Source organism: Rhizobium sp. S163 (assembly GCF_030380805.1).
Taxonomy (GTDB): Bacteria; Pseudomonadota; Alphaproteobacteria; order Rhizobiales; family Rhizobiaceae; genus Rhizobium.
Genome location: NZ_JAUDSA010000003.1, coordinates 1,196,572 through 1,218,938, shown reverse-complemented (window position 1 = coordinate 1,218,938; position 22,367 = coordinate 1,196,572). Strand labels below are relative to the sequence as shown.

Genomic DNA, 22,367 nt, shown 5'->3' with positions numbered 1-22,367 from the left:
AATCCGAAGCAGCTCATGGGAGGATGACAATGGCGGGGTATGTACTGGCGATCGATCAGGGGACGACGTCGACGCGGGCGATCGTGTTCGATGGCGAGATGAAGATCGCCGGCGCGGGCCAGAAGGAATTCAAGCAGATCTATCCGCAATCCGGCTGGGTCGAGCATGATCCGGAGGAGATCTGGGACAGCGTCGTTTCGACCATCAAGATGGCGATCCGCGAGGCTAAGATCAGCGCCAAGGACATCGCGGCGCTCGGGATCACCAACCAGCGCGAGACCGTCGTCGTCTGGGAGCGCGAGAGCGGCAAGCCGATCCACAACGCCATTGTCTGGCAGGACCGCCGCACCGCGAGCTATTGCGACAAGCTGAAGAAGCAGGATCTGGAAAAGACGTTCACGAAGAAGACCGGCCTGCTGCTCGACCCCTATTTCTCCGGCACCAAGCTTTCCTGGATGCTGGCCAATGTGAAGGGGGCGAGGGCGCGCGCGGCCAAGGGCGAGCTCTGCTTCGGCACGATCGACACGTTTCTGATCTGGCGGCTCACCGGCGGCAAGAGCTTCGTGACCGACGCCACCAATGCGTCGCGGACGCTGATGTACAACATCGCCAGCAACGAATGGGACAAGGACCTCTTGGAGATCCTGCGCGTTCCCTCGGCGATGCTGCCCGAGGTGAAGGATTGCGCGGCCGATTTCGGCGTTACCGAGCCTCATATCTTCGGCGCCGCGATCCCTATCCTGGGCGTTGCCGGCGACCAGCATGCGGCGACGATCGGCCAGGCCTGCTTCGAGCCCGGCATGATGAAATCCACCTACGGCACTGGCTGCTTTGCCGTGCTCAACACCGGCGCCGACATGGTGCGCTCGAAAAACCGGCTCCTGACGACCATCGCCTACCGGCTGGACGGCGAGACGACCTATGCGCTTGAAGGCTCGATCTTCATCGCGGGTGCGGCCGTGCAATGGCTGCGTGACGGGCTCGGGATCATCGACAGCGCGTCGAAGACCGGCGAACTGGCCGATGCCGCCGACCCCTCGCAGGAGGTCTATCTGGTGCCTGCCTTCACCGGGCTCGGCGCGCCGCACTGGGATGCGAACGCCCGCGGCGCGATCTTCGGCCTGACGCGCAACAGCGGGCCGAAGGAATTTGCGCGCGCGGCACTTGAGGCCGTCTGCTACCAGTCGCGAGACCTGCTCGACGCCATGCACAAGGACTGGAAGGGCGGCGTCGACGAGACGGTGCTGCGCGTCGATGGCGGCATGGTGGCCTCGGACTGGACGATGCAGCGGCTGGCCGACATTCTCGACGCGCCGGTCGATCGCCCCGTGATCCTTGAGACCACGGCGCTGGGTGCTGCCTGGCTCGCCGGCAGCCGGGCGGGTGTGTGGCCCGACAAAGAAGCGTTTGCGAGGAACTGGAAGCGCAACAATCGCTTCGAGCCCGATATGGACGAGAAGACGCGGGCGGCGAAGCTCAAGGGCTGGCGGAGCGCGGTGAAGCGGACGCTCAGCGACGCCTGACGCGGCGCGCCGGCGGCGTCTTTGACGGCTCCGCCGATCGTTCTACAATGCCTGCCAATCTTGACATGTGGAGGAGCGGGCATGGTGTCGATGACGGTCGAGCTGCGCAATGTCGCGGGAACCCAGGCGGCGATGGGATGGGCCGGCGGCCATACGCTCGTCGTCGACAGGCCGCAGGGCAAGGCGGGCGGGCAGGGGCTCGGCTTCAACGGTGCGCAGCTGCTGGCGCTGGCGCTCGGTGGCTGCTTCTGCAACGACCTGCGCTATGTCGCCGAAGAGATGGGGTGCGAGCTCGGCAGCATCGCGGTGTCTGTCACCGTGGAGCTCGATGGCAGCCCGCTGGTGACGACCGCCGCGCATATGCAGGTTGCCTGCGAAATGGCCGACGGCTCCAGCGCCGACGCGGTGATCGAGAAGGCCAAGGCGAGCTGCATGGTCAGCAACTCGCTTCAGCGGGGCGTTGCCGTCTCGATCGAGGCGGTGCGCTAGAGCCTTTCCGGGTTAGATTGAAGCATTCTGTTGGCTCAAACGGAGTCGTATGGTCGACCGGCCGGCGCGCGTCGTAGCCAACGCATACGGCCAAGCCGGCCGGTCGATCAGGCGGCCCGTTTCAGCCAACCCCCGCTGGTTTGCTTCGCAAACCGGCTAGGGGCCGGGCATCTTTCCGCCAGGATTAAAGGCGATCGGCTCGACCGTACCTGGGGTATGCCCTTCGCCAATCGCCTTTGCCCTGACGAAAACCTGCTCCGGCAGAATGCTTCAAGCTAACCAGGAAAGGCTCTAGGCTTTACGCCGCAACCACCTGCCGCTGGCGTTTCGCGGGCGGTGAGTACAGCCAGCCGGCACCGCTGCGGTCGGCCACGGCGCGGATCGCCAGCGACAGGCCGATGGCAATGACCACCACCAGCGGCGCGGTGAGATAGCCGAGCGTTGCGCTGGCACCGATCGCGGTGGCGATGGTGGCGACCAGGAGCGAGACGATCATCACATGGGTGACGTAGACGGGCAGCGTGTTGCGGCCGAAATAGGCGAAAGCGTTGCGCACGCTCTCCCAGCGCGAGAGGAGCACCGCCGTGCCGCAGAGCCAGGCGAGGCCGGCGATGGAGGAGGCGAGCGCCCAGCTGCCCTTGTCGACGGCCTGCAGCCGCCAACGCAGCACATAGAGCGCCGAGAACAGCAGGAAGCCGCCGATCGCCGTCAGAAACGGGCGGGCGGTGATGAGGTGCACGACCGATCGCCCATACCAGCAGCCGAAGAGGAAGAAGACGAAATACTGCAGCACGTTGCGATGGGTGAAGAGATCGATCGATATATGGTCGCCGAAGGTGAGGACCGAGACGATGGCGGCGATCGCGATGGTGATCGCATGCGGCGTCGATTGCAGCAGCTTGGTGGCGACCATGAAGATGGCGAGCGCCCAGATGAACCAGATGCCGGTATTCGGCGCCCACCACATTTCCAGCAGCTGATAGGGATCGCTGCCTTCCGTAGGCACGAGCGCGTTCTGCTGCACGTATCGGAAGAACAGCCAGCGGGCGGTGCTCCAGATGGCGAAGAGGTAGACCAGCAGCCAGATCTTGCGGCGCAGGAAATCGCTCCACGGCGCGCGCATGGCCGATGCCGCCAGGAAGCCGGACACCGTGAAGAACAGCGGCATGCGGATCGGCGTCATGATGGCGCTGAAGCGTGCGTAGAGATCAGGTGCTATGGCGTGGAACTGGTGGTAGAGCAGGGTGTGATAGATCACCACCAGGATGATCGACATGCCCTTGGCGATATCGAGCCATTCGATACGGGTCTTCTCCTGCCGCTGCTCCAAGCGCCGTCCTCCATTTTGCATTGCAGCAAATTGAAGGGGGCATTGTGGCGAAAACGTGGGATAGCAGAAATTTATGGCCGCTATCCGCAGTTGTCTTCTGTGGGAGGCGCTCAGAACGGATTGACGTAGTTGGTGATTGCGATCTGGCGCAGTAGCACCTTGCGGATGATGTGCGTCGGCGTGACGTGATCGGTGTAGATCGCGGCATCGCCGGTGCTGCCGGCCGGCAATACGTCGGCGGCGTCCCTGTCGTCGAGCCTGATGCGAACGGCAAGCGGCAGGGAGGCGATCTCCTTGGGTGCCACGGCGAGGCCCGAGGTCTGCGTCTGGCCGCTTGCCACCGCCTGCAGCACGCTCTCCACCTTGCCCGGATAGACCTTGCCCGGCGCGTATTTGAAGGTGATCTCGACCGGCTGGCCGGGGGTGATGTAGCGCGCGTTGATCTGCGCGATCTCGATGCCAATGATCGTGTCCGCCGTATCGATGAAGGCCATGACGGGCGCCAGCGGCAGGCTGCTGACGCGGGCGCCCTTGCGAAGCGCGAGATTGGTGACGTAGCCGTCGGCGGGCGCCCGGACCACCGTCTTGTCGAGGTTCCACTGCGCCTCGGCGATCTCGGCCTGTAGCTGGTCGGTTTGCGCCTGTGCTTGCTCGACGTCGAAGCCGCGGCCGGCGCCGGTGGTCTGCAGCCGCGTCGTCTCGGAGAGCCTCAGCGTGGCGAGTTCGAGCTGCGCCTTCAGGGCGTCGAGCCTGGCCTGGTAGGGCACGGGGTCGATGCGGAAAAGCACATCACCCGCCTTCAGCGGCGTGTTGGCGATAACGGGGACATCGATGACCTCGCCGGCCACATTGGGGACGATCGCCACGGAATTGCGCACGACCAATGCCGCGCCCTGCGGTGCGCCCCAGCCCATCGGAATGAACAGGCCGATCAGGAGAAGCAGGAAGACCAGCGCCGGCGATACCTTCCAGAAAAGGTTGAAGGGCACGATCTTCAGCTTCACCAGCAGGAAGAGGATGACCAGATAGACGTTGAGGAGAACGACGATCATCGGTTCTTCTCCGCATCCGGCACGCGTGGGACGTCGACATAGGCCCAGATCACGACGAGCGGCCAAAAGGTGAAGCCGAGCAGCAGCGTCACCCAGCCGCCGACGCTGACGGCCTTGGCCCAGGGATGATTGCGCCTGCGGGCGATCATGCCGGGCAGCATCGCCAGGAAGAGAATGACCGCAAGCGTGCTGGCCGCCAGCACGATCAGCACGATCCACGCGAAAATATCGACGGCGCTCATGCGGGGTCTCCCTGCGGGTCAAGATCGACCGCAACAGACCATGCGGTGGTGCTTGCGCGGAAGTACGCAACGGTAAATGGCCGCTGCTGCATCCGGCCCCGCCCGACCGCGAGCCCTGACCGCCGCAATTTTTTGCTGCGCCCTGTCGGCGGGCGGGTTACTCCTTCGTCATTGAGGAAGAGGAGTATGAGATGCTGTATGCGATCCTTTGCTATGCCGATGAAGAGCGGGTTTTCTCCTGGACCAAGGAGGAAGAGGACGCCGTGATGGCGAAGCTTTATGCGGTTCAGGCGCCCTTGGCCGAAAGCGGCAAGCTCGGGCCTGTCGGCCGGCTGATGCCGACGACGGCGGCCACCACGGTGCGCAAGGGCAAGGAGGAGCCGCTGGTGCTCGACGGGCCTTTTGCCGAGACCAAGGAAGCGCTGCTCGGTTTCTACGTGGTTGACTTCGACACGTTGGAGGAGGCCGTTGCCTTTTCCAAGGAGCTTTCGTCGGTCAATCCCGGCTCTACATCCTATGAAATCAGGCCGTTCTACGTGTTCCGGCCGGGAGAGAGTGCGACATGACAGACATTGCCTGGATCGACGTTACGCTGTCATCCGCCCGGCCGAAGGCGCTCGGCGCGCTGCTCAGATACTTCCGCGATCTCGATATCGCGGAAGAGGCCTTCCAGGAGGCCTGCCTGCGCGCTGTCAGAACCTGGCCGGACAAGGGGCCGCCACGCGATCCGACGGCTTGGCTGATCTTCGTCGGCCGCAACAGCGGCATCGACGCGGTGCGCAAGCGCTCGAAGACCCAGGCGCTGCCGGATGAGGAGCTGATCTCCGACACCGAGGATGCCGAGAGCGATATCGCCGAGCGGCTGGATACGTCCAATTATCGCGACGACATTTTGCGCCTGCTCTTCATCTGCTGCCATCCCGACCTGCCGGCGACGCAGCAGATCGCGCTGGCGCTCAGGATCGTCTCAGGTCTCTCGGTGCAGCAGATCGCCCGGGCCTTCCTGGTCGGCGAGAGCGCCATGGAGCAGCGGATCACCCGGGCCAAGGCGCGCGTCGCCAAGGCCGGCGTTCCCTTCGAGACGCCGGATGCGGCGGAGCGGGCCGAGCGGCTGTCGATCGTCTCGACGATGATCTATCTCGTCTTCAACGAGGGCTATAGCCAGGCCGATCCCAAGGCGGAGGCCTGCGCCTTTTCCGACGAGGCGATCCGGCTGGCGCGGCTTTTGCTGCGCATCTTCCCCGGCGAGCCGGAGCTGATGGGGCTCCTGGCACTGATGCTCTTGCAGATCTCGCGGCGGCCGGCACGCTTCAGCGCCGACAACGAGATCGTACTGCTGGAGGATCAGGACCGGTCGCTCTGGAACCGCGAACTGATCAACGAGGCGCTGGCGCTGCTCGACAAGGCGATCCGCCACAGGCAGCCGGGGAGCTATCAGTTTCAGGCGGCAATCGCCGCGCTGCATTCGCGGGCCAAGAGGGCCGAGGATACCGACTGGGAGGAGATCGAGCTGCTCTACCGCGCCCTGGAGCGCATGCAGCCGTCTCCTGTTATCACGCTCAACCGCGCGGTTGCCGTGTCGAAGCTCAGAGGGCCGGGCGAGGCGCTGACGCTGGTGGAGACGCTTGGTGAAAAGCTCGACGGCTATTTCTATTATCACGGTCTGCGCGGCGGGCTGTTGAAGCAGATCGGCCGCCCGCGTGAGGCGCGCGAGGCTTTCGATCGGGCGATCGCGCTGGCGCATTCGGCACCCGAGGCCGCGCATATCCGCCGGCAGATCGACAGCCTGAAGATGGAGCCGGCGCTGCCGGCGGTGAAATAATTGCGAAAATCACCTTGCGCCTTGTCGGATCGGCGACATCTCACACGTTCTTGTAACAGACTGATCAAGAACAGGTTTCACGAAACAGGAGACGACACATGACCGCCATGCACGAGCTTATTCTCGTCCGCGAATTCGATGCGCCGCGCGAAAAGATCTTCAAGGCCTGGACCGATCCCGAGCTGATGAAGGAGTGGTTCGTGCCGCGTCCGTGGACGATATCGGACGCCAAGCTCGACGTGCGCGCCGGCGGCGCCAACCTGATTGTCATGCGCAGCCCAGAGGGCCAAGAGTTTCCCAATCGCGGCGTCTATCTCGAAGTGATCGAAAACGAGAAGCTGGTCTTCACCGACGCCTATACCAGCGCCTGGGTGCCATCCGAAAAGCCGTTCATGACGGCGACCGTGCTACTCGAGGATCTCGGCAACGGCCGTACCAAATACACGGCAACGGCCGTGCACTGGACCGCCGAGGACAAGAAGACCCACGAGGAAATGGGTTTTCACGAAGGCTGGGGCAAGTGCGCCGATCAGCTCGCCGAGCTTCTGGCGCGGATGTGATTTGGAGAGCGCCTCACCCTCATCCCGGCCTTGTGCCGGGATCCAGCGCGATCAAGTCCTTGATCGCAGAAGACTCTTTTCGCCGCGCGGACGCGCGTCGGCTGGATTCCTGTCACAAGGACAGGAATGAGGGAGGTCTTCGGTTCATGCGGCGTATGAGGCGGTTCGCAGGATGATTCCGTTCAGGCTTTGAAGTGGTTGAAATGAGAGTCGGATTTGGTGGTGCGCTGACATCATCCCATCAACTTTATCGAACGATCCGTTCTAGAATTTGTCATTGCGCCCCACCTCGGCCATCCTTATCTGCAATCTAAAGATTTCAACGGGATGCACGCCATGGAACTCGGCCTTTATACCTTCGCAGACGTCAACCCCAATCCTTCGAGGAGCAAGGGGGCGGAAGGGGCCGAGAGGTTGAAGCATCTGATCGAGGAGATCGAGCTTGCCGATCAGGTGGGGCTCGATGTCTTCGGGCTGGGTGAGCATCACCGGCCGGATTATGCGGCGTCTGCGCCGGCCGTGGCGCTGGCGGCGGCCGCGGTGAAGACCAAGAACATCCGGCTGACGAGCGCCGTCACCGTGCTGTCCTCCGATGATCCGGTGCGGGTGTTTCAGCAATTCTCGACGCTTGATCTTCTTTCCAACGGCCGCGCCGAGATCATGGCGGGGCGGGGGTCGTTCATCGAATCCTTCCCGCTGTTCGGCTATAATCTCGAGGATTACGACCAGCTGTTCGAGGAAAAGCTCGACCTTCTGCTCGCCCTTCGTGACAGCGAGGCGGTGACGTGGTCAGGCGAGATGCGGCCCGCGATCAACGGGCGTGGGGTTTATCCCCGGCCGTTCCAGGATCCTTTGCCAGTGTGGATCGCGGTTGGCGGCACGCCGCAGTCGGTGGCGCGCGCGGGTGCGCTCGGGCTTCCGGTGGCGCTTGCCATCATCGGCGGCGAGCCGCATCGTTTCGCGCCGCTGTTTGATCTCTACCGCGAGGCGGCAAGGCGGGCAGGGCAGGATCAGGCCAAGCTCAAGACATCGATCAACGTCCACGGCTTCGTCGCCGACACCACGGATGCGGCGGCCGACCAATTTTACGGGCCGCAGGCGGAAGTGATGAACCGGATCGGCCGCGAGCGCGGCTGGGGGCCGACCAGCCGCCCGCATTTCGACGCCTCGCGCGGGCCGAAGGGGGCGCTTTTCGTCGGCGATCCTGAAGTGGTGGCCGAGAAGATCATCGCGCATCACAAGCTCTTCAAGAACGATCGCTTCCTGCTGCAGATGGCGATCGGGCTGATGCCGCACGACCAGATCATGCGCGGGATCGAACTCTACGGCACGAAAGTCGCGCCGATCGTCAGAAAGGCATTGACTGAGAGCGGCGAAGGGGCGAAAGCCAGCGCCTAAAGCAGGAGCTTCATGGCGTAAAGGATGAATTGGATTTCCCCGGGCGTCGTGTTCTGTTCCAGATTCGAGAGCCGGCCGACCGGCCGTAACCTTAGGGCCGGAAACGGAATTTCATGATTATCGAGACTGAAGACGAACTCCTGAAGCTCAAAGAGATCGGCCGCATCTGCGCCAACGCGATCCAGATCATGGCGTCGTCCATGGAGCCGGGGATCACCACGCAGGAGCTCGACGATATCGGCCGCAAGGTGCTCGAAAGTGCCGGTGCGCGTTCGGCGCCGGAGTTCTGCTACCAGTTTCCCGGTGCAACCTGCATCAGCGTCAACGAGGAGATCGCGCACGGCATTCCCGGTTCGCGCGTCATCCGACCTGGTGATCTCGTCAATATCGATGTGTCGGCCGAAAAGGACGGTTTCTTCTCCGATACCGGCGCCTCCTTCGTCGTGCCGCCGTCGAAATCGAAGTTGGACAAGCTCTGCCGTGACGGCAAGCGGGCGCTTTGGGTCGGTCTCAACCAGGTGAAATCGGGCGAGCCGCTGGCCAAGATCGGCCAGGCGATCGGCGCATTCGCGGCCAAGAACCGCTATACGCTGGTGGCGAACCTCGCCAGCCACGGTGTCGGCCGCTCGCTGCACGAGGAGCCGGGCGAGCTTTCGACATGGCCGGATCCGTCCGAAAAGCGGATCATGACGGATGGACTGGTGTTCACCGTCGAGCCCTTCCTGTCGCTCGGCGCCACATGGGCCGAAGGCGGCGACGATGCCTGGACGCTCTATGCCGATCCGCAGGCGCCGACGGTGCAATACGAACATACCGTGGTCGCGACCCGCAACGGGCCGATGATCCTGACGCTGCCGGACGGGCAGGCGTAAAACCGGTTTCGACGATCTGTCTTACGATATAACGGACCTATAATGCGAGACGCCCTGCTCAGAGAGCAGGGCGTTTCCGTTTGGCTCTGTGAAGCCGGTCGTGCTTAGTCTTGCTTGGGCTGCTGCAGGATTTCGGCGGCGGCGCGTTCGAGGATGCCGGCGATGCGCTTGGCCTCGTCCTTCGACCATGGATAGCGCAGCTTCAACGCCGATTTCAAAAGCATACGCGCGGCGACGACTTCGCTCTTGTCCTCGGGGAAGGCTTCTTCCTCGCGTTCCCTGCCATAGCTTTCCGGGCCGCGGCTCTCCGGATCGAAGATGCGGCGCACATGCGCCATCTTCTCGCCGATGCGCTCCAGCTTTCCAAGCGTCATTTCGATCATGGAACTGTTCTCCTCGACCTGTTTGCGGCCGCTTTCGGTGATGCGGTAGAGCTTCTTCGTGCCCTCCGCCTCGACCTCGGCGAGGCCGGTTTCTTCCAGATAGGTCAGCGCCGGATAGATGACGCCGGGGCTTGGGACATAGAAGCCGCCGGAGCGCTCTTCCAAGAGCTTGATCAGCTCGTAACCGTGGCGCGGCTGTTCGGCCAAAAGCGCCAGGATGACCAGCTGCAGGTCGCCTGCCGCGAACTTCCGCCCCATGCGAAAGCCACCGCCACCCATCATTCCACCTCTAAAACCTCTCATCGATCACTCCTTATGATGTATCGTTGATTATGTCGTAAAACATATATCGTAAGATATGGCGTTTCAAGGGCGCACCGAAAATTTCCGGAATTGATGGGTTCATCAGAAAATCTTGATTGCGGCTCACCGTGTGCGGCGCGATAAGCGAGCCATGTTGGCTCGCAATGAACTCCCTCATGCACCCCTGTTTCGCACGGCTCTGGCCGGAATGATCGCCATGGCGGCGGCCATGGGTTTCGGGCGCTTTTCCTACACGCCGATCCTTCCCGGCATGATGAGCGGCGTGCCGCTGTCGGCCGCCGATGCCGGCTTCGTCGCATCCGCCAATTTCGTCGGTTATCTCGTGGGCGCGGTTCTCGCCGCCTATGGCTGGGCGGCGGGGCGGGAGCGCAAGGTGGCGCTGTCGGCACTTCTCGCCAATGCCATCCTGCTCGCCGCGATGGCCATGACCCATTCCGTCATGCTCTTTGCCGTCATCCGCTTTCTCGCCGGCCTCGCCAGCGCATTCGCGATGATCTTCACCTCGTCCATCGTCCTCAGCCACGGCGCTGCCGCCGGCAACGACCATGTGCAATCGGCGCATTTCGGCGGGCCGGGGGCGGGGATCGCCTTGTCGTCGGTGATGGTCTTCGTCATCGGGCTCGTCGCGCATGGCGGCCCGGATGCCTGGCGGATCGACTGGATCGGCGGGGCGATCTATTCGGCGATCAGCCTCGTGCTCGTCTGGCTGCTTTTGCCTTCGGGGCCCGTCGTCAGCGGGCAGACCGGCAAGGAGCCGCCGATCACATGGAGCCGGCCGATGCTCTTGGTCACGCTCTCTTACGGGCTGTTCGGCTTCGGCTATGTGATCACCGCCACCTTCCTCGTCACCATCGCCCGCATGGCGGCATCAGGTGCCGTCGTCGAATTCCTCTGCTGGTTCATCGCCGGACTGACATCCGCCATCGCGCTGTTTGCGTGGAAGCCGTTGGTGCGGCCGCTCGGGCTCGGCTGGATCTATGTCGCGGCTCTTCTGGTCGAAGCGCTCGGCGTGCTCGCAACCGTCATGCTGCCGCCATCCGTCGCGCCGCTGATTGGCGGCGCGCTGTTCGGCGCGACCTTCCTGGCGATTACCGCCTACGGGCTGCAGATCGGCCGCAAGCTTGTGCCTTCAAGTCCGCGTCGGGCCTTCGCGATGATGACGGCCGCCTTCGGCTTTGGCCAGATCGTCGGCCCGATCGTCGCCGGCGCGCTTGCCGAGCACACGGGAAGCTTCGTCGCGCCCACCTATGTGGCGGCCGTAGCGCTTGTCGTCTGCGCCATCATGGTCATGCCTGTGATCAAGAAGCTCTCCTAAGCGGTTACAATTGCGTAACAATGGCGTCAGGCCATTGCCGCTTTCCGCGAACTGCCTTAATTTCCGGCGCAATCGCTCTTATAGAGCTTGCGAAGACACTCGTTCAGGAAAGCAATCCCACCCGTGTTTCTATCCTACTTCCCGAAGCCGAAACTCTTCTTCACATCGGCCGTCGTCTGGGCGCTCATCGGCGTTCTCCTTTGGTATTTCGGAGGCTCCAGCCTCGGCGCCGCGATCGGCCTGCCGCCGCTTAGCCCCGGTCAGGAAGCGCCGATCGGCGTGTCCGTGTTCTGGTCGACGCCGTTCCTGTGGTTCTACATCTACTACATCGTCTTCGTCGCCATCTTCGCGGGCTTCTGGTTCACCTACAGCCCGCATCGCTGGCAGATGTGGTCGGTGCTCGGCTCGGCGCTGATCATCTTCAACACCTATTTCTCGGTGCAGGTCAGCGTCGCCATCAATGCCTGGTATGGTCCGTTCTACGACCTGATCCAGCAGGCGCTGGCAAAGACCGCGCCGGTCACCGCCTCGCAGCTCTATCTCGGCATGCTCGGCTTTGCCGGCATTGCCTTCGTGGCGATCACCGTCGGCGTGCTTAACCTGTTCTTCGTCAGCCACTGGATCTTTCGCTGGCGCACGGCGATGAACGAATACTACATGGCCCACTGGCCGAAGCTGCGCCACATCGAAGGCGCCTCGCAGCGTGTGCAGGAAGACACGATGCGCTTTTCGTCGACGGTCGAAAGCCTCGGCGTCAGCCTGGTCAGCTCGGTCATGACGCTGATCGCCTTCCTGCCGGTTCTCTTCAAGATCGGCGCCAGCATCACCGAACTGCCGCTGATCGGCGATGTCCCGCATGCGCTGGTCTGGGCGGCGATCTTCTGGTCGGTATTCGGCACGGTGTTCCTCGGTCTCGTCGGCATCAAGCTGCCGGGCCTTGAATTCCGCAACCAGCGCGTCGAGGCCTCCTACCGCAAGGAACTCGTCTACGGCGAGGACCACGCCGACCGCGCGACGCCGCCGACGGTGGCCGAGCTCTTCGCCAATGTCCGCCGTAACTATTTCCGGCTCTATTTCCACTACATGTACTTCAACGTCGCCCGCATCTTCTACCTGCAGGCCGACAACCTGTTCAGCCTGATCGTGCTGGTCCCGTCGATCGTCGCCGGCAAGCTGACGCTTGGCCTGCTCACGCAGATCAACAACGTCTTCGACCAGGTGCGCGGCTCGTTCCAGTATCTCGTCAATTCGTGGACGACGATCGTCGAACTCTTGTCCATCTACAAGCGCCTGCGCACCTTCGAATCCGCCATCGACGGCGAGCCGCTGCCGGATATCGATCAGCGCTATCTGGAGCGTGAGCAGGGGATTATTCACGCCGACGGCTAGTTTGGTGTGAGGTTGGGTTTGGGAGGCGCCGCGTGTCTTGGATGCGCGGCGTTTTTTGTTTTTGCGGGGGTGCGTTTGCGGGGTGAGTCCACGGTTTGCCCTGTGCCCGGGATACCCCCCTCTGCCCTGCCGGGCATCTCCCCCACAAGGGGGGAGATCGACTCGTGGTGAGGTTTTCGCCAAACAATTGACGTGGAGCGAGTGGCCGCGCCCAGCCGATCTCCCCACCTGTGGGGGAGATGCCCGGCAGGGCATAGGGGGGTAACACACGGCAGAACGCCACCCACCACGCACACCAAAACCGCGCGCGAAGCAAAACCTCGCGACGGTCGGCGGCATAAAACGGGAAGGGCAGGCGGTTTGTGGTCGGTGGTATTGGTTGTCAGGCTGTCCGCCTGCCCGATCACCTCGGTTTCCGGTTCGCCGACCCGACAGGAGCGTCTCTCGGATCGGTCTTGCCGGTGGATCATCGGCCCTGACGGCGTCTAATCCCCTTGGCAACCATCACCACACGCCGGATTTCGAGCGGCTGAGCATCCGGTTCGCGACCCGGCTCCCAGTGCGGTGACGAGGGGAGTATGGCGGGGTGGTGTGGGGTGGGGATGAGAAAAGTTCGGCGTTGGGGTTAGAGTGTTGAGCGGGTTGAGGGATTTGTTTTGTGGGGTGGGTGGTTGTGCCCGTGCGGTGGGGTGGTGGTATGGGAGTGATCTGGCGATGTCGTTGATGTCGGTGCCGAGCCACCCCCCTCTGTCCTGCCGGACATCTCCCCCCACAAGGGGGAGATCGACTCGTGGCGTGCTCCGCATCCAAACAATGAGCGTGGAGCGAGCGGGTGCTCCCAGCCAATCTCCCCACCTGTGGGGGAGATGCCCGGCAGGGCAGAGGGGGGTATCACACGGTAAAACGCTCACCGGTGGGCAGATGATGGGCAGAACGCCCTACGGTCCGCCGCCCCCAAAAATCACAACCCCGAAGCCGGCGTCCCCTGCAGCTTGCCGCGGGCCTTGATCACAGGGATCGCCTCCGAATAGCTCACACAAGCCACATCCTCCCGGTGGCAGACATCGCTCACCAGCCGGTCGAGTGCCCGCCAGTAGGCGCCGCCGTTCATCTCGACGAAGTGGAAGCCGAGCTGCAGCGGAATGCGGTCGCCTGCGTATTGCTTGTCGAAGGCGCTTTTGAACGCTCTGTAGGCGCGGTCTTCGAATTCCTTGCTGTCGGCCTTGTCTTCCTCGCCCTTGGAGTGGCGGACGAAGAGGTTGTAGTCCATGCCGACGATCGGGCGGTCGCGCGGGCCCTCGGGGATCAAGGGAAGGCCGAAGCGGATGATGCCGCCTTCCTCGACCGGCATGGCCGGACCCTTGGTGACGAGGCTGGCGTCATAGGTGAAGCCGGCCTTCTTTTCGGCGGCGATCATGTCCGAGCCAGCGGTGGCCGAAAGATAGGGCGCGCGAAAACCGTGGATGCCGTGGTCGACCAGATCCTGCCAGCCCTTCGGCTCTTCGAGGCCGACGCCCTTCCAGGCGTTCTTCAGAGTCCGGTGGAAGGTGGCGTATTCGTCCGACCAGTCGGCCTCGCTCCACTGGCGACCGTCGAAATGGCCGCAGGCGTGGCTGGAGATGTCGTGGCCCTCGAGATGGGCGTGCCAGATGTTGCCGAGGCGCTCGCGGATCTCGTCGTCGCTCTGGGCGAAGCCGATGTTGGAGCGGCCGGGCTTCTGGTGCGGCGCCTGGTAGGCCTTCTTCATCTCCTTGTTCATCAGGAAGGTGCAGGAGAGGAAATAGGTGAAATGCGCGCCGTTCCTGGCGGCCATCTCGCGGCTCTTCTGCCACAGCGCATTGTCGTGGGCGCCGTCGAAGGAGATCATCACCAACTGCTTCGGCTTGGTCGCCGGGGCGGGGTTTGACGCGCCGTCGGCGGTCTGGGCGAGCGCCGGGGCAATGGCCGGCGCGAGCAGCGAGAGGGCAAGCGAAAGGGAAAGACAGGAGCGAGAGATTATACGAGACATGGGCACCGCGACGATTTGTTTCGGGCTTTTCTGTTACAGAATTGAGGCGAAGCTGCGGTGCCGCTGGCATTTTCCTGCTCACGACGATAAGCCTGTCTCATAGTCAAAACAGGAATTTAGCGATGCAGCTTCTCATCTTGAGCCTCATCCTCTTCATCGGCCTTCACCTGATCCGCGTCGTCGTTCCGGATTTCCGCCGGTCGATGATCGACAAGCTCGGCAAGCCGGTCTGGGGCGCCGTCCACGGCATCCTCAGCATCGTGACGTTGCTGTTCCTCGCCTATGCCTTTGATCAGGCGCGCGGCATGTACGGCACGCTCTACAATCCGCCGATCTGGATGGCGCATATTACGCTGACCCTGATGCTGATCGCGATGATCTGTCTGGTGGCGGGCTTCCTGCCCGCCGGGCATATCCGCGCCAAGCTGAAGTTTCCGCTTCTGGTGGCGATCAAGATCTGGGCGCTGTCGCATCTTCTGGCCAATGGTGAGCCGGAGGCGATCGTGCTGTTCGTGGCGTTTCTTGCCTGGGCGGTGCTGCTCCGGATCTCGATGAAGCAGCGGCTGCGCAATGGCGAAATCAAGCTGCCGGTGTTCGTCTCGGCCAAGTATGATCTCTATGCCGTCATCATCGGCGCGGTGCTCTGGGCGGTCATCCTGTTCAAGCTGCACGAACTGGTGATCGGCGTTTCTCCGCTTGTGATGTGACGATTCTTTCACATCCCCCTTACAACGGATGCAAAATGGGGTAGAAGGCCCGACAATGTGCGTGCAACCCGCATGATTTTGCATATCCGCTGCCGGAGACGAGAATGGCATTCAACGACGATAGCTTCATTCGTGAGGTCAATGAGGAACTGCGTTCGGACCAGATGAAGGGCGCGTGGCAGCGTTTCGGCCGCTACCTGATCGTGCTGGCCGTCCTCATCGTTCTCGGCACTGTCGGCTACAAGGTGTTCCAGTATTGGGACAACAACCAGTCGTCCGGCACCGGCGACCAGTTCATTGCCGCCATGAAGCTTGCCGACGAAAACAAGAGCGACGAGGCGCTGACAGCGCTCGAGAAGCTCGAGAAGGAAGGTCACGGCGACTATCCGATCCTGGCCCGTCTGCGTGCCGCCTCCGTGCTTGCCCAGAAGGGTGACGCGACGGGCGCCATCGCCGCCTTCGACGTGATCGGCAAGGACACCAAGGCGCCGGCGCCGATCCGCGATGCCGCCAAGATGCGCGCCGCATGGCTCCTGATCGAAAACGGCACCTACGAGCAGGTCTCGGCCCAGGTCGAGGAAATGGCCGTTCCGACCAACGCATTCCGCCACTCCGCTCGCGAAGCGCTCGGCCTTGCCGCCTACAAGGCCGGCAACATGGCTCAGGCCCGCCAGTGGTACCAGGCGATCGCCGACGATGCGCAGTCACCGCGCAATGTTGCCAATCGCGCCCAGATGATGCTTGATAACATCACCGCATCCGGCAAGGCGCCCGCCGCACAGGGCTGAGTTTAGGGTATTTCAATGAGCTTTACGGTCGCGATCGTCGGTCGCCCGAATGTCGGCAAGTCGACGCTTTTCAACCGGTTGGTCGGAAAGAAGCTGGCGCTTGTCGACGACACGCCCGGCGTCACCCGCGACCGCCGCCCCGGCGACGCGCGCCTGATGGGGCTGACCTTCACCATCATCGATACCGCCGGTCTCGAAAAGGCCGAGGCCGAGAGCCTGCAGGGCCGCATGCGTGCCCAGACGGAAGCGGCGATCGACGAGGCCGACATCTCCCTCTTCGTGGTCGATGCCAAGTTCGGCCTGACGCCGGTCGACAAGGAACTGGCCGAGATGCTGCGCCGTCGCGGCAAGCCGGTCGTTCTCGTCGCCAATAAGTCGGAAGCCAAGGGCTCGGATGGCGGCTTCTACGACGCCTATACGCTCGGGCTCGGCGAGCCGGTGCCGATCTCGGCCGAACACGGGCAGGGCATGCTCGACCTGCGCGACGCAATCGTGGAAGCGGTCGGCGAGGATCGCGCCTACCCGCCGAAGGAAGATATCGCCGAGACCAACGTCAATCTTCCCCACGAGATGGAAGAGGACGAGGACTATGAGCCCGAATACGACGACACCAAGCCGCTGCGCGTGGCGATCATCGGCCGCCCGAATGCCGGCAAGTCGACGCTGATCAACCGCTTCCTCGGCGAGGACCGCTTGCTCACCGGCCCCGAGGCCGGCATTACCCGCGACAGCATTTCCGTCGAGTGGGACTGGAACGGCCGCACCATCAAGATGTTCGACACGGCGGGCATGCGCCGCAAGGCGCGCGTCACCGAGAAGCTCGAGAAGCTGTCGGTCGCCGATTCCTTGCGCTCCATCCGCTTCGCTGAAACCGTGGTCATCGTCTTCGACGCAACCATTCCCTTCGAGAAGCAGGACTTGCAGCTGGTCGACCTCGTGGTTCGCGAGGGACGCGCCGCCGTTCTCGCCTTCAACAAGTGGGACCTGATCGACGAGCCGCAGGCGCTTCTGGCGGACTTGCGTGAGAAGACCGAGCGGCTGTTGCCGCAGGCGCGCGGCATCCGCGCCGTTCCGATCTCCGGCCAGACCGGCCGCGGCCTCGACAAGCTGATGCAGTCGATCATCGATACGGACATGACGTGGAACCGCCGCATCTCGACCGCCAAGCTGAACCGCTGGCTGGATTCGATCACGACGCAGCATCCGCCACCGGCCGTCTCCGGCCGCCGCCTGAAGCTGAAGTACATGACGCAGGTCAAGGCCCGCCCGCCGGCCTTCATGATCTCCTGCACCCGCGCGGATGCGCTGCCGGAATCCTACACGCGCTATCTGGTGAACAGCCTGCGCACGGATTTCAACATGCCCGGCGTGCCGATCCGGATCATGTATCGCGAGAAGGACAATCCGTACGAATCCAAGAGCGGCGGACGCCGCAAGCCGCAGCCTGCCAAGTGATATTGTCGGGTGCAGCCAAGGCTGCGCCCGCACTCCGCTTCTTTAGCGATGATGATGGGCTGTCTCAGCCGTCGAAGTAATAGATCGGTTCGCGGGTCAGTTCGCCGTTGCCGACGTGGCCGTAGACGTCCTTTCCAAGAATCCAGAAGCTTATCGCCTGGGTTTCCATGGAAAAAATGTAGTCTCCCGATATCCAGTGCTCGGCTTTACTTCCGGATAGCGAAAACAGGTGTTCGCCGGCCTGGTACATGACCGCCTTGTGCGACTTCGAATCATATAGATAACGTTCGTCAGCCATGTTGCGCCCTGATTCTACATGGTGAGAATCTCACGCAGGCCGTGCTTTGTCTAATAATCCTGATTTAATATATATGACTATTTTTGGTATAAAGGCCGCCGGGGCTGCCCGCCCGAAGCGCAATTCTTGAAAATTATGTGACAGGCTGTCGGATGCGGCTGATGTCGGACGTCTTGATGGGGAGGGCGTGGATCGTCTTTTATAGGGCATCCGCGCCGGATCGGTTCGCACAGGGAGGTGCACGATGATGAGCCATTCGCATCAGGGGTCCTATCGGTGGGTGATCGTGGCGGCGGGGGCGCTGATGACCTGCGTCGCGCTCGGGGCGATGTTTTCGCTGGCGATCTTCCAGGAGCCGATCGCGCTCGACACCGGCTGGTCGCATATCGGCATCGCCAGCGCGATGACGCTCAATTTCATCGTCATGGGTATCGGCGGCTTCGTCTGGGGCGCTGCGAGCGACCGGTTCGGGCCGCGCGCCGTGGTGCTTGTGGGCGCCGCATTGCTCGGGCTTGCGCTGGTGCTTTCCAGCCGGGCGGTGACGCTCCTGCAATTCCAGCTGACCTACGGCATTCTCGTTGGTATCGCCGCCAGCACCTTTTTCGCGCCGATGATCGCGGCGACCACCGCATGGTTCGACGAGCATCGCGGCCTTGCCGTCTCGCTGGTCTCGGCCGGCATGGGCGTGGCGCCGATGACCATCTCGCCCTTCGCCCGCTACCTGATCTCTGCCTATGACTGGCGCACCGCGATGCTGATCATCGGCATCGGCGCCTGGGTGCTGTTGCTTCCGGCCGCACTCCTGGTGCGGCGCGCGCCAGAGAGTGCCGAGGATGAGGTTGGCGCAGCGCCGGTTGGTGGCGCGACGGCCATCGGCTCATTGCCGGCGGAGCGGGGGAATGCGCGGCTCGCCGACGTGTTCCGCTCTCCGCAGTTCATCGTGCTCGGGCTCACCTTCTTCGCCTGCTGTGCGGCGCATTCGGGGCCGATCTTCCATATGGTGAGCTATGCGACGATCTGCGGCGTGGCGCCGATGGCAGCCGTCAGCATCTACAGCGTCGAGGGGCTGGCGGGGCTTGGCGGCCGGCTGATCTACGGTTCGCTTGCCGATCGCGTCGGCGTCAAGCCCGTCATCGTTGGCGGGCTGCTCATCCAGGCGATTGCGCTGATGGGCTATCTCTTCGTCAGCCGGCTGGGCGAATTCTACGCGCTGGCGATGATCTTCGGCAGCGCCTATGGCGGCGTCATGCCGCTCTACGCGGTGCTGGCGCGCGAATATTTCGGGCAGAAGATCATCGGCACCGTCTTCGGCGCCGCCACCATGCTCTCCAGCCTCGGCATGGCCTTCGGCCCGCTGATCGGCGGCTGGATATTCGATCACTTCGCCAACTACTCCTGGCTGTTCATCGGTTCGGCGCTGGTGGGGCTGGGCGCTGCCGCGATCGCGCTGGCGTTTCCGCCGCTGCCGGGTGAGCGGGGGCGTCAGGCTGTGGGGGCTGCGGAGTAGGGGAGCTGAGTGGGGCGTGCTTGGGGTTGATGGGTGTAGCGTGGCGATAGAGCCGCAAACCCATTCGTCCGTGACGCTCTGCTTTCTTGCTCCCGCCTCCTACCTCTCCACCCTCATACCTGTGCTTGTCACAGGTATCCAGCGCGCTCAAGTCCTTGAGCGCAATAGAGTCTTTCCACGGCGCGGACGCGCCGTGGCTGGATCCCCGCCACAAGGGCGAGGATGAGGGAGTTTGAGGCGGCGTGGCGGGCAATCGCTGCCGAATTGGTCGAGGTTGCGTGTGCAACGTCCAGCCAGCCGAGGCCACCGTATCCGGCACAGCGAGTACCCCCAGCGGGCGCTCTACACCATCGTCGCCGCGTCGCCATCGCCGAGGCGCTTGTTGCGTGGCAGCGACTTCGCGTATTGCCAGGCCTTCTTCCATTTCGGCGTGATCACCCCGTTGGCGGCGCGGATGTTGGTGATGAACTGCAGCGTCGCCGCTTCCCAGGAATATTGGACGGCGAGTTCGCGGGCCTTTTGACGCGAGGCGGAGAGCGCCGCGAGGCAGGCAATACGGAGATCGTCGTCGAGCGCGCCGACCTCGCTGTCCTCGCCGATGATATCGAGCGGGCCGGTGACCGGGTAGGCGGCGACGGGGACGCCGGAGGCGAGCGCCTCGAGGATGGTGTTGCCGAAGGTGTCGGTCAGCGAGGGGAAGACGAAGACGTCGGCTTGCGCATAGATCGCCGCCAGTTCCGGGCCGACCTTGAGGCCGGTGAAATGCACATCCGGATAGCGCCTCTCGAGCTCGGCGCGGGCGGGGCCATCGCCGACGACGACTTTTGAGCCGGGCAGATCAAGATCGAGAAAGGCCGGCAGATTCTTTTCAAGCGCCACGCGGCCGACCGTCATGAAGATCGGGCGGGAAAGGCCGAAGGGCTTTTCCTCAAGCTCGGCCGGGTGGAACTGGTTGGCGTCGATGCCGCGGCTCCAGGGCATCAGGTTGCGGATGCCCTTTTCGGAAAGCTCGCGCGCCAAAGAGGGGGTGGCCACCATGCAGCCGGCGCCGGAATTGTGGAACCACTTGACGAAGGCGTAGAGCCAGCTCTTCGGAATGGGGAGCCGGGCCGCGACATATTCGGGAAAGCGGGTGTGGTAGCTGGTGGAGAACGGCATGCGGTTCTTCAGGCACCAGCGCCGCGCCGTCAGTCCCAGCGGGCCTTCGGTGGCGATATGGACGTAGGACGGCTTGTGCTTGGCGATTTCGCGGGCAACGCTGCGGTAGCGGGCGATCGACAGGCGGATCTCGGGATAGGTCGGGCAGGGGATGTTGCGGAAGCCCTGCGGCGTCACCATCGCTACTTCGACGCCGATCTTCGCGAGCTCGCGATTGGTGTTTTCGATCGAGCGGACGACGCCGTTGACCTGCGGATGCCAGGCATCCGTGACGATGACCAGCCGCTCCGGCTTGCCCATCGGCAAGGCGGCGACGTTTTCGCCATCGCTGGCATTTTGCAGGCGTTGCAACATGATCCGACTTCCATCCGCGCCATCGGCGCACAGCTCCGGGCGGGCGCCGGATAATCGATTCCCGCGCTCATATTCTCGCTGCTGTCGATGATGGAAATATTACAGGCGGGCGGTACAGCCTTGTGCAACCGCAGCTGTTATCTTGGGTTGTGTTCGGTTTGTTGTTTGCAATCGGCAATGTGCTATCCCTAGCTGCAGTTAGGGGAACAATCCATGTTGAAACGATTGCGGGTGCTGGCGTTGCTGGCGACGTCGATGCTTGTCGCTTGCGCGAGTGTGGATGCCAAGAAGATTGCGAAATTTGGAGAGGCGACAACCGCGGTTGCGCAAATCGTTGCCGACGTCCCCGAGGTGGCTGACAAGGTCGCTGCTCAGGCTGAATTCGAAGATCAGGCCACGGCGTTCGAGAGCCGTGCAGGCGATCCAGTTTTTCCACCTGCAGTTCCAGATCAGGATGAGGAACTGCGAAAGATCTGGGCGGTGCGCATCGGTACTTTGAATGCGATCTCCAACTACGGCGCTGCGTTGGCGGCGGCTGCAAGTGGCGAAGATGCCACGAAACTGGATAGCGCCGTCGGGAATTTGAAAACGGCGGTGAATACAGTGCCTAAAGTCGCCAAGAATGAAAAATTTCAAGGTGCCGCATCCCTCGTGCAGAACGCCAGCAAGCGCCTGTTTATTCACGTCTCGGATGCGCGGCTGCGAGAAGTCATCACCGAAGCCCATCCTCTGATCGTTAAGAGTGCCGCGCTGTTGTCTACCGACCTGGAAAAGGTTGGGAAGATCATCGAGGGCGACTACGAGAGTTGGCTACGAGCGAAGAAGCGCATACTCCGTGACGCTCGAGAGGACGGAACCAGCGCTGACCTATATGGCATGTACCAACAGTTCTCGAAGGACTTCGACGCGATGCAGGAGGCCATGGCCTTCTTTCGTCCTCGGCAGGCGCCCCGCTACGCACAGTTGCTGTCGAAAATGGTCGACGCTCATGCTGCGTTGAAGACACCCGATGCCGATGCTTTCAAAATCGAAGACTTCGTCTCGGCCGTCAAAGAGATGGCCGATGCGTTCAAACAGCTAAATAACAAATAGGGGAACGACCATGGCGATCACTCTGTTGGATCAGTGCATTCAGGCTCTTTTTGATCGCATCGACAGGACTACAGATAAAGTAGAACGCCAGGAGCTCATCAAGATCAAGAACAAGCTTATAGCCCTGAGAAAGAAACAGCTGCTGACCGAACTCGATCAAAGCTCGCATCGATATCTAGCGATTACCGGTCATCTCGAAGCCATAACCGCCGACATGAAGGCGACCACTGACGCAATCGATGCAGCAAGCCAGGCGGCGGCTCTGCTTGTTCGGATATCTGCACTGTTGGCGGGCGTCTAA

At 62.7% G+C, this 22,367-nt stretch carries 22 protein-coding genes; 15 read left to right on the top strand and 7 right to left on the bottom strand.

The genetic code is table 11. The features are described 5' to 3' along the window. Positions 1-29: 29 nt before the first annotated feature. Both glpK and QTL96_RS06195 read left to right on the top strand, forming a co-directional pair. Positions 30-1,523 carry a glycerol kinase GlpK gene (gene glpK / locus QTL96_RS06200; RefSeq protein ID WP_289727072.1) on the top strand — a complete coding sequence of 498 codons (1,494 nt, stop codon included), beginning with the start codon at positions 30-32 and terminating at the stop codon, positions 1,521-1,523. A gap of 81 nt (positions 1,524-1,604) precedes the next feature. Continuing rightward, positions 1,605-2,012: an OsmC family protein gene (locus tag QTL96_RS06195; protein WP_289727071.1), complete on the top strand. Its 408-nt coding sequence runs from the start codon at positions 1,605-1,607 to the stop codon at positions 2,010-2,012. Positions 2,013-2,310: 298 nt separating this feature from the next. Here QTL96_RS06195 and QTL96_RS06190 read toward each other — a convergent pair whose 3' ends face one another. From QTL96_RS06190 to QTL96_RS06180, 3 genes are all read right to left on the bottom strand, one after another. Further along, the gene (locus tag QTL96_RS06190; RefSeq protein WP_289727070.1) at positions 2,311-3,342 is read right to left on the bottom strand and encodes an acyltransferase family protein; all 1,032 of its coding nucleotides are present in this window, start codon (positions 3,340-3,342) and stop codon (positions 2,311-2,313) included. A 110-nt stretch (positions 3,343-3,452) separates the two neighbouring features. Next, complete coding sequence (locus tag QTL96_RS06185; protein WP_289727069.1) at positions 3,453-4,394, bottom strand: efflux RND transporter periplasmic adaptor subunit; 942 nt, start codon at positions 4,392-4,394, stop codon at positions 3,453-3,455. Continuing rightward, a complete protein-coding gene (locus QTL96_RS06180) occupies positions 4,391-4,636 on the bottom strand; it encodes a DUF3302 domain-containing protein (RefSeq protein WP_289727068.1) in 246 nt (81 codons plus the stop codon). The genes QTL96_RS06185 and QTL96_RS06180 overlap by 4 nt, the downstream gene beginning before the upstream one ends. A gap of 191 nt (positions 4,637-4,827) precedes the next feature. Between QTL96_RS06180 and QTL96_RS06175 the strand changes: the two genes are divergently transcribed. The 5 genes from QTL96_RS06175 to map all read left to right on the top strand — a co-directional run bounded on the left by QTL96_RS06175 (position 4,828) and on the right by map (position 9,288). Beyond that, positions 4,828-5,202, top strand: coding sequence for a YciI family protein (locus QTL96_RS06175; RefSeq protein WP_018897284.1), 375 nt, complete (start codon positions 4,828-4,830; stop codon positions 5,200-5,202). Then, the gene (locus tag QTL96_RS06170) at positions 5,199-6,458 is read left to right on the top strand and encodes an RNA polymerase sigma factor (protein WP_289727067.1); all 1,260 of its coding nucleotides are present in this window, start codon (positions 5,199-5,201) and stop codon (positions 6,456-6,458) included. The genes QTL96_RS06175 and QTL96_RS06170 overlap by 4 nt, the downstream gene beginning before the upstream one ends. Before the next feature lie 98 nt (positions 6,459-6,556). Then, on the top strand, positions 6,557-7,018 hold the full coding sequence (locus tag QTL96_RS06165) for an SRPBCC family protein (protein ID WP_112536870.1): 462 nt from the start codon (positions 6,557-6,559) through the stop codon (positions 7,016-7,018). Positions 7,019-7,354: 336 nt separating this feature from the next. Next, positions 7,355-8,416, top strand: coding sequence for an LLM class flavin-dependent oxidoreductase (locus QTL96_RS06160; protein WP_018897289.1), 1,062 nt, complete (start codon positions 7,355-7,357; stop codon positions 8,414-8,416). 113 nt (positions 8,417-8,529) lie between these two features. Beyond that, positions 8,530-9,288 (top strand): type I methionyl aminopeptidase, encoded by a 759-nt coding sequence (map, locus tag QTL96_RS06155; protein ID WP_047506259.1) that lies wholly within the window; start codon positions 8,530-8,532, stop codon positions 9,286-9,288. 104 nt (positions 9,289-9,392) lie between these two features. On the opposite strand, the gene QTL96_RS06150 is transcribed toward map, so the two are convergent. Further along, positions 9,393-9,974, bottom strand: a complete 582-nt coding sequence (locus tag QTL96_RS06150; RefSeq protein WP_289727066.1) for a PadR family transcriptional regulator — start codon at positions 9,972-9,974, stop codon at positions 9,393-9,395. A gap of 151 nt (positions 9,975-10,125) precedes the next feature. Here QTL96_RS06150 and QTL96_RS06145 point away from each other — a divergent pair, with 151 nt between their 5' ends. Both QTL96_RS06145 and sbmA read left to right on the top strand, forming a co-directional pair. Beyond that, on the top strand, positions 10,126-11,310 hold the full coding sequence (locus QTL96_RS06145; RefSeq protein WP_289727065.1) for a YbfB/YjiJ family MFS transporter: 1,185 nt from the start codon (positions 10,126-10,128) through the stop codon (positions 11,308-11,310). A 123-nt stretch (positions 11,311-11,433) separates the two neighbouring features. Continuing rightward, on the top strand, positions 11,434-12,699 hold the full coding sequence (gene sbmA, locus QTL96_RS06140; protein ID WP_289727064.1) for a peptide antibiotic transporter SbmA: 1,266 nt from the start codon (positions 11,434-11,436) through the stop codon (positions 12,697-12,699). A 961-nt stretch (positions 12,700-13,660) separates the two neighbouring features. On the opposite strand, the gene QTL96_RS06135 is transcribed toward sbmA, so the two are convergent. Beyond that, positions 13,661-14,707, bottom strand: coding sequence for a polysaccharide deacetylase (locus QTL96_RS06135; protein ID WP_289727063.1), 1,047 nt, complete (start codon positions 14,705-14,707; stop codon positions 13,661-13,663). Positions 14,708-14,829: 122 nt separating this feature from the next. Here QTL96_RS06135 and QTL96_RS06130 point away from each other — a divergent pair, with 122 nt between their 5' ends. From QTL96_RS06130 to der, 3 genes are all read left to right on the top strand, one after another. Continuing rightward, entirely contained in the window at positions 14,830-15,414 is a 585-nt protein-coding gene (locus QTL96_RS06130) for an NnrU family protein (protein WP_289727062.1), read from the top strand. 104 nt (positions 15,415-15,518) lie between these two features. Then, on the top strand, positions 15,519-16,202 hold the full coding sequence (locus QTL96_RS06125) for a tetratricopeptide repeat protein (protein ID WP_289727061.1): 684 nt from the start codon (positions 15,519-15,521) through the stop codon (positions 16,200-16,202). Positions 16,203-16,217: 15 nt separating this feature from the next. Then, entirely contained in the window at positions 16,218-17,657 is a 1,440-nt protein-coding gene (gene der / locus QTL96_RS06120) for a ribosome biogenesis GTPase Der (RefSeq protein ID WP_047506246.1), read from the top strand. A 64-nt stretch (positions 17,658-17,721) separates the two neighbouring features. On the opposite strand, the gene QTL96_RS06115 is transcribed toward der, so the two are convergent. Continuing rightward, on the bottom strand, positions 17,722-17,955 hold the full coding sequence (locus QTL96_RS06115; protein WP_113196397.1) for a hypothetical protein: 234 nt from the start codon (positions 17,953-17,955) through the stop codon (positions 17,722-17,724). A 244-nt stretch (positions 17,956-18,199) separates the two neighbouring features. Here QTL96_RS06115 and QTL96_RS06110 point away from each other — a divergent pair, with 244 nt between their 5' ends. Beyond that, positions 18,200-19,462: an MFS transporter gene (locus QTL96_RS06110; RefSeq protein ID WP_289727060.1), complete on the top strand. Its 1,263-nt coding sequence runs from the start codon at positions 18,200-18,202 to the stop codon at positions 19,460-19,462. Positions 19,463-19,804: 342 nt separating this feature from the next. Here the strand turns inward: QTL96_RS06110 and QTL96_RS06105 are convergent, their stop codons facing one another. Further along, positions 19,805-20,920 (bottom strand): glycosyltransferase family 1 protein, encoded by a 1,116-nt coding sequence (locus tag QTL96_RS06105; RefSeq protein ID WP_289727186.1) that lies wholly within the window; start codon positions 20,918-20,920, stop codon positions 19,805-19,807. Between the two features lie 267 nt (positions 20,921-21,187). Here QTL96_RS06105 and QTL96_RS06100 point away from each other — a divergent pair, with 267 nt between their 5' ends. Further along, complete coding sequence (locus QTL96_RS06100) at positions 21,188-22,066, top strand: hypothetical protein (RefSeq protein WP_289727059.1); 879 nt, start codon at positions 21,188-21,190, stop codon at positions 22,064-22,066. 10 nt (positions 22,067-22,076) lie between these two features. After that, on the top strand, positions 22,077-22,367 hold the full coding sequence (locus QTL96_RS06095) for a hypothetical protein (protein WP_113196401.1): 291 nt from the start codon (positions 22,077-22,079) through the stop codon (positions 22,365-22,367).

Bases quoted from the DNA above. Each gene is read 5' to 3' on its own strand.
- glpK (WP_289727072.1), top strand. From the start codon at position 30: ATGGCGGGGTATGTACTGGCGATCGATCAGGGGACGACGTCGACGCGG.
- QTL96_RS06195 (WP_289727071.1), top strand. From the start codon at position 1,605: ATGGTGTCGATGACGGTCGAGCTGCGCAATGTCGCGGGAACCCAGGCG.
- QTL96_RS06185 (WP_289727069.1), bottom strand. From the start codon at position 4,394: ATGATCGTCGTTCTCCTCAACGTCTATCTGGTCATCCTCTTCCTGCTG.
- QTL96_RS06180 (WP_289727068.1), bottom strand. From the start codon at position 4,636: ATGAGCGCCGTCGATATTTTCGCGTGGATCGTGCTGATCGTGCTGGCG.
- QTL96_RS06175 (WP_018897284.1), top strand. From the start codon at position 4,828: ATGCTGTATGCGATCCTTTGCTATGCCGATGAAGAGCGGGTTTTCTCC.
- QTL96_RS06170 (WP_289727067.1), top strand. From the start codon at position 5,199: ATGACAGACATTGCCTGGATCGACGTTACGCTGTCATCCGCCCGGCCG.
- QTL96_RS06165 (WP_112536870.1), top strand. From the start codon at position 6,557: ATGACCGCCATGCACGAGCTTATTCTCGTCCGCGAATTCGATGCGCCG.
- QTL96_RS06160 (WP_018897289.1), top strand. From the start codon at position 7,355: ATGGAACTCGGCCTTTATACCTTCGCAGACGTCAACCCCAATCCTTCG.
- map (WP_047506259.1), top strand. From the start codon at position 8,530: ATGATTATCGAGACTGAAGACGAACTCCTGAAGCTCAAAGAGATCGGC.
- QTL96_RS06150 (WP_289727066.1), bottom strand. From the start codon at position 9,974: ATGAGAGGTTTTAGAGGTGGAATGATGGGTGGCGGTGGCTTTCGCATG.
- QTL96_RS06145 (WP_289727065.1), top strand. From the start codon at position 10,126: ATGTTGGCTCGCAATGAACTCCCTCATGCACCCCTGTTTCGCACGGCT.
- QTL96_RS06135 (WP_289727063.1), bottom strand. From the start codon at position 14,707: ATGTCTCGTATAATCTCTCGCTCCTGTCTTTCCCTTTCGCTTGCCCTC.
- QTL96_RS06130 (WP_289727062.1), top strand. From the start codon at position 14,830: ATGCAGCTTCTCATCTTGAGCCTCATCCTCTTCATCGGCCTTCACCTG.
- QTL96_RS06125 (WP_289727061.1), top strand. From the start codon at position 15,519: ATGGCATTCAACGACGATAGCTTCATTCGTGAGGTCAATGAGGAACTG.
- der (WP_047506246.1), top strand. From the start codon at position 16,218: ATGAGCTTTACGGTCGCGATCGTCGGTCGCCCGAATGTCGGCAAGTCG.
- QTL96_RS06115 (WP_113196397.1), bottom strand. From the start codon at position 17,955: ATGGCTGACGAACGTTATCTATATGATTCGAAGTCGCACAAGGCGGTC.
- QTL96_RS06110 (WP_289727060.1), top strand. From the start codon at position 18,200: ATGATGAGCCATTCGCATCAGGGGTCCTATCGGTGGGTGATCGTGGCG.
- QTL96_RS06105 (WP_289727186.1), bottom strand. From the start codon at position 20,920: ATGGGCAAGCCGGAGCGGCTGGTCATCGTCACGGATGCCTGGCATCCG.
- QTL96_RS06100 (WP_289727059.1), top strand. From the start codon at position 21,188: ATGTTGAAACGATTGCGGGTGCTGGCGTTGCTGGCGACGTCGATGCTT.
- QTL96_RS06095 (WP_113196401.1), top strand. From the start codon at position 22,077: ATGGCGATCACTCTGTTGGATCAGTGCATTCAGGCTCTTTTTGATCGC.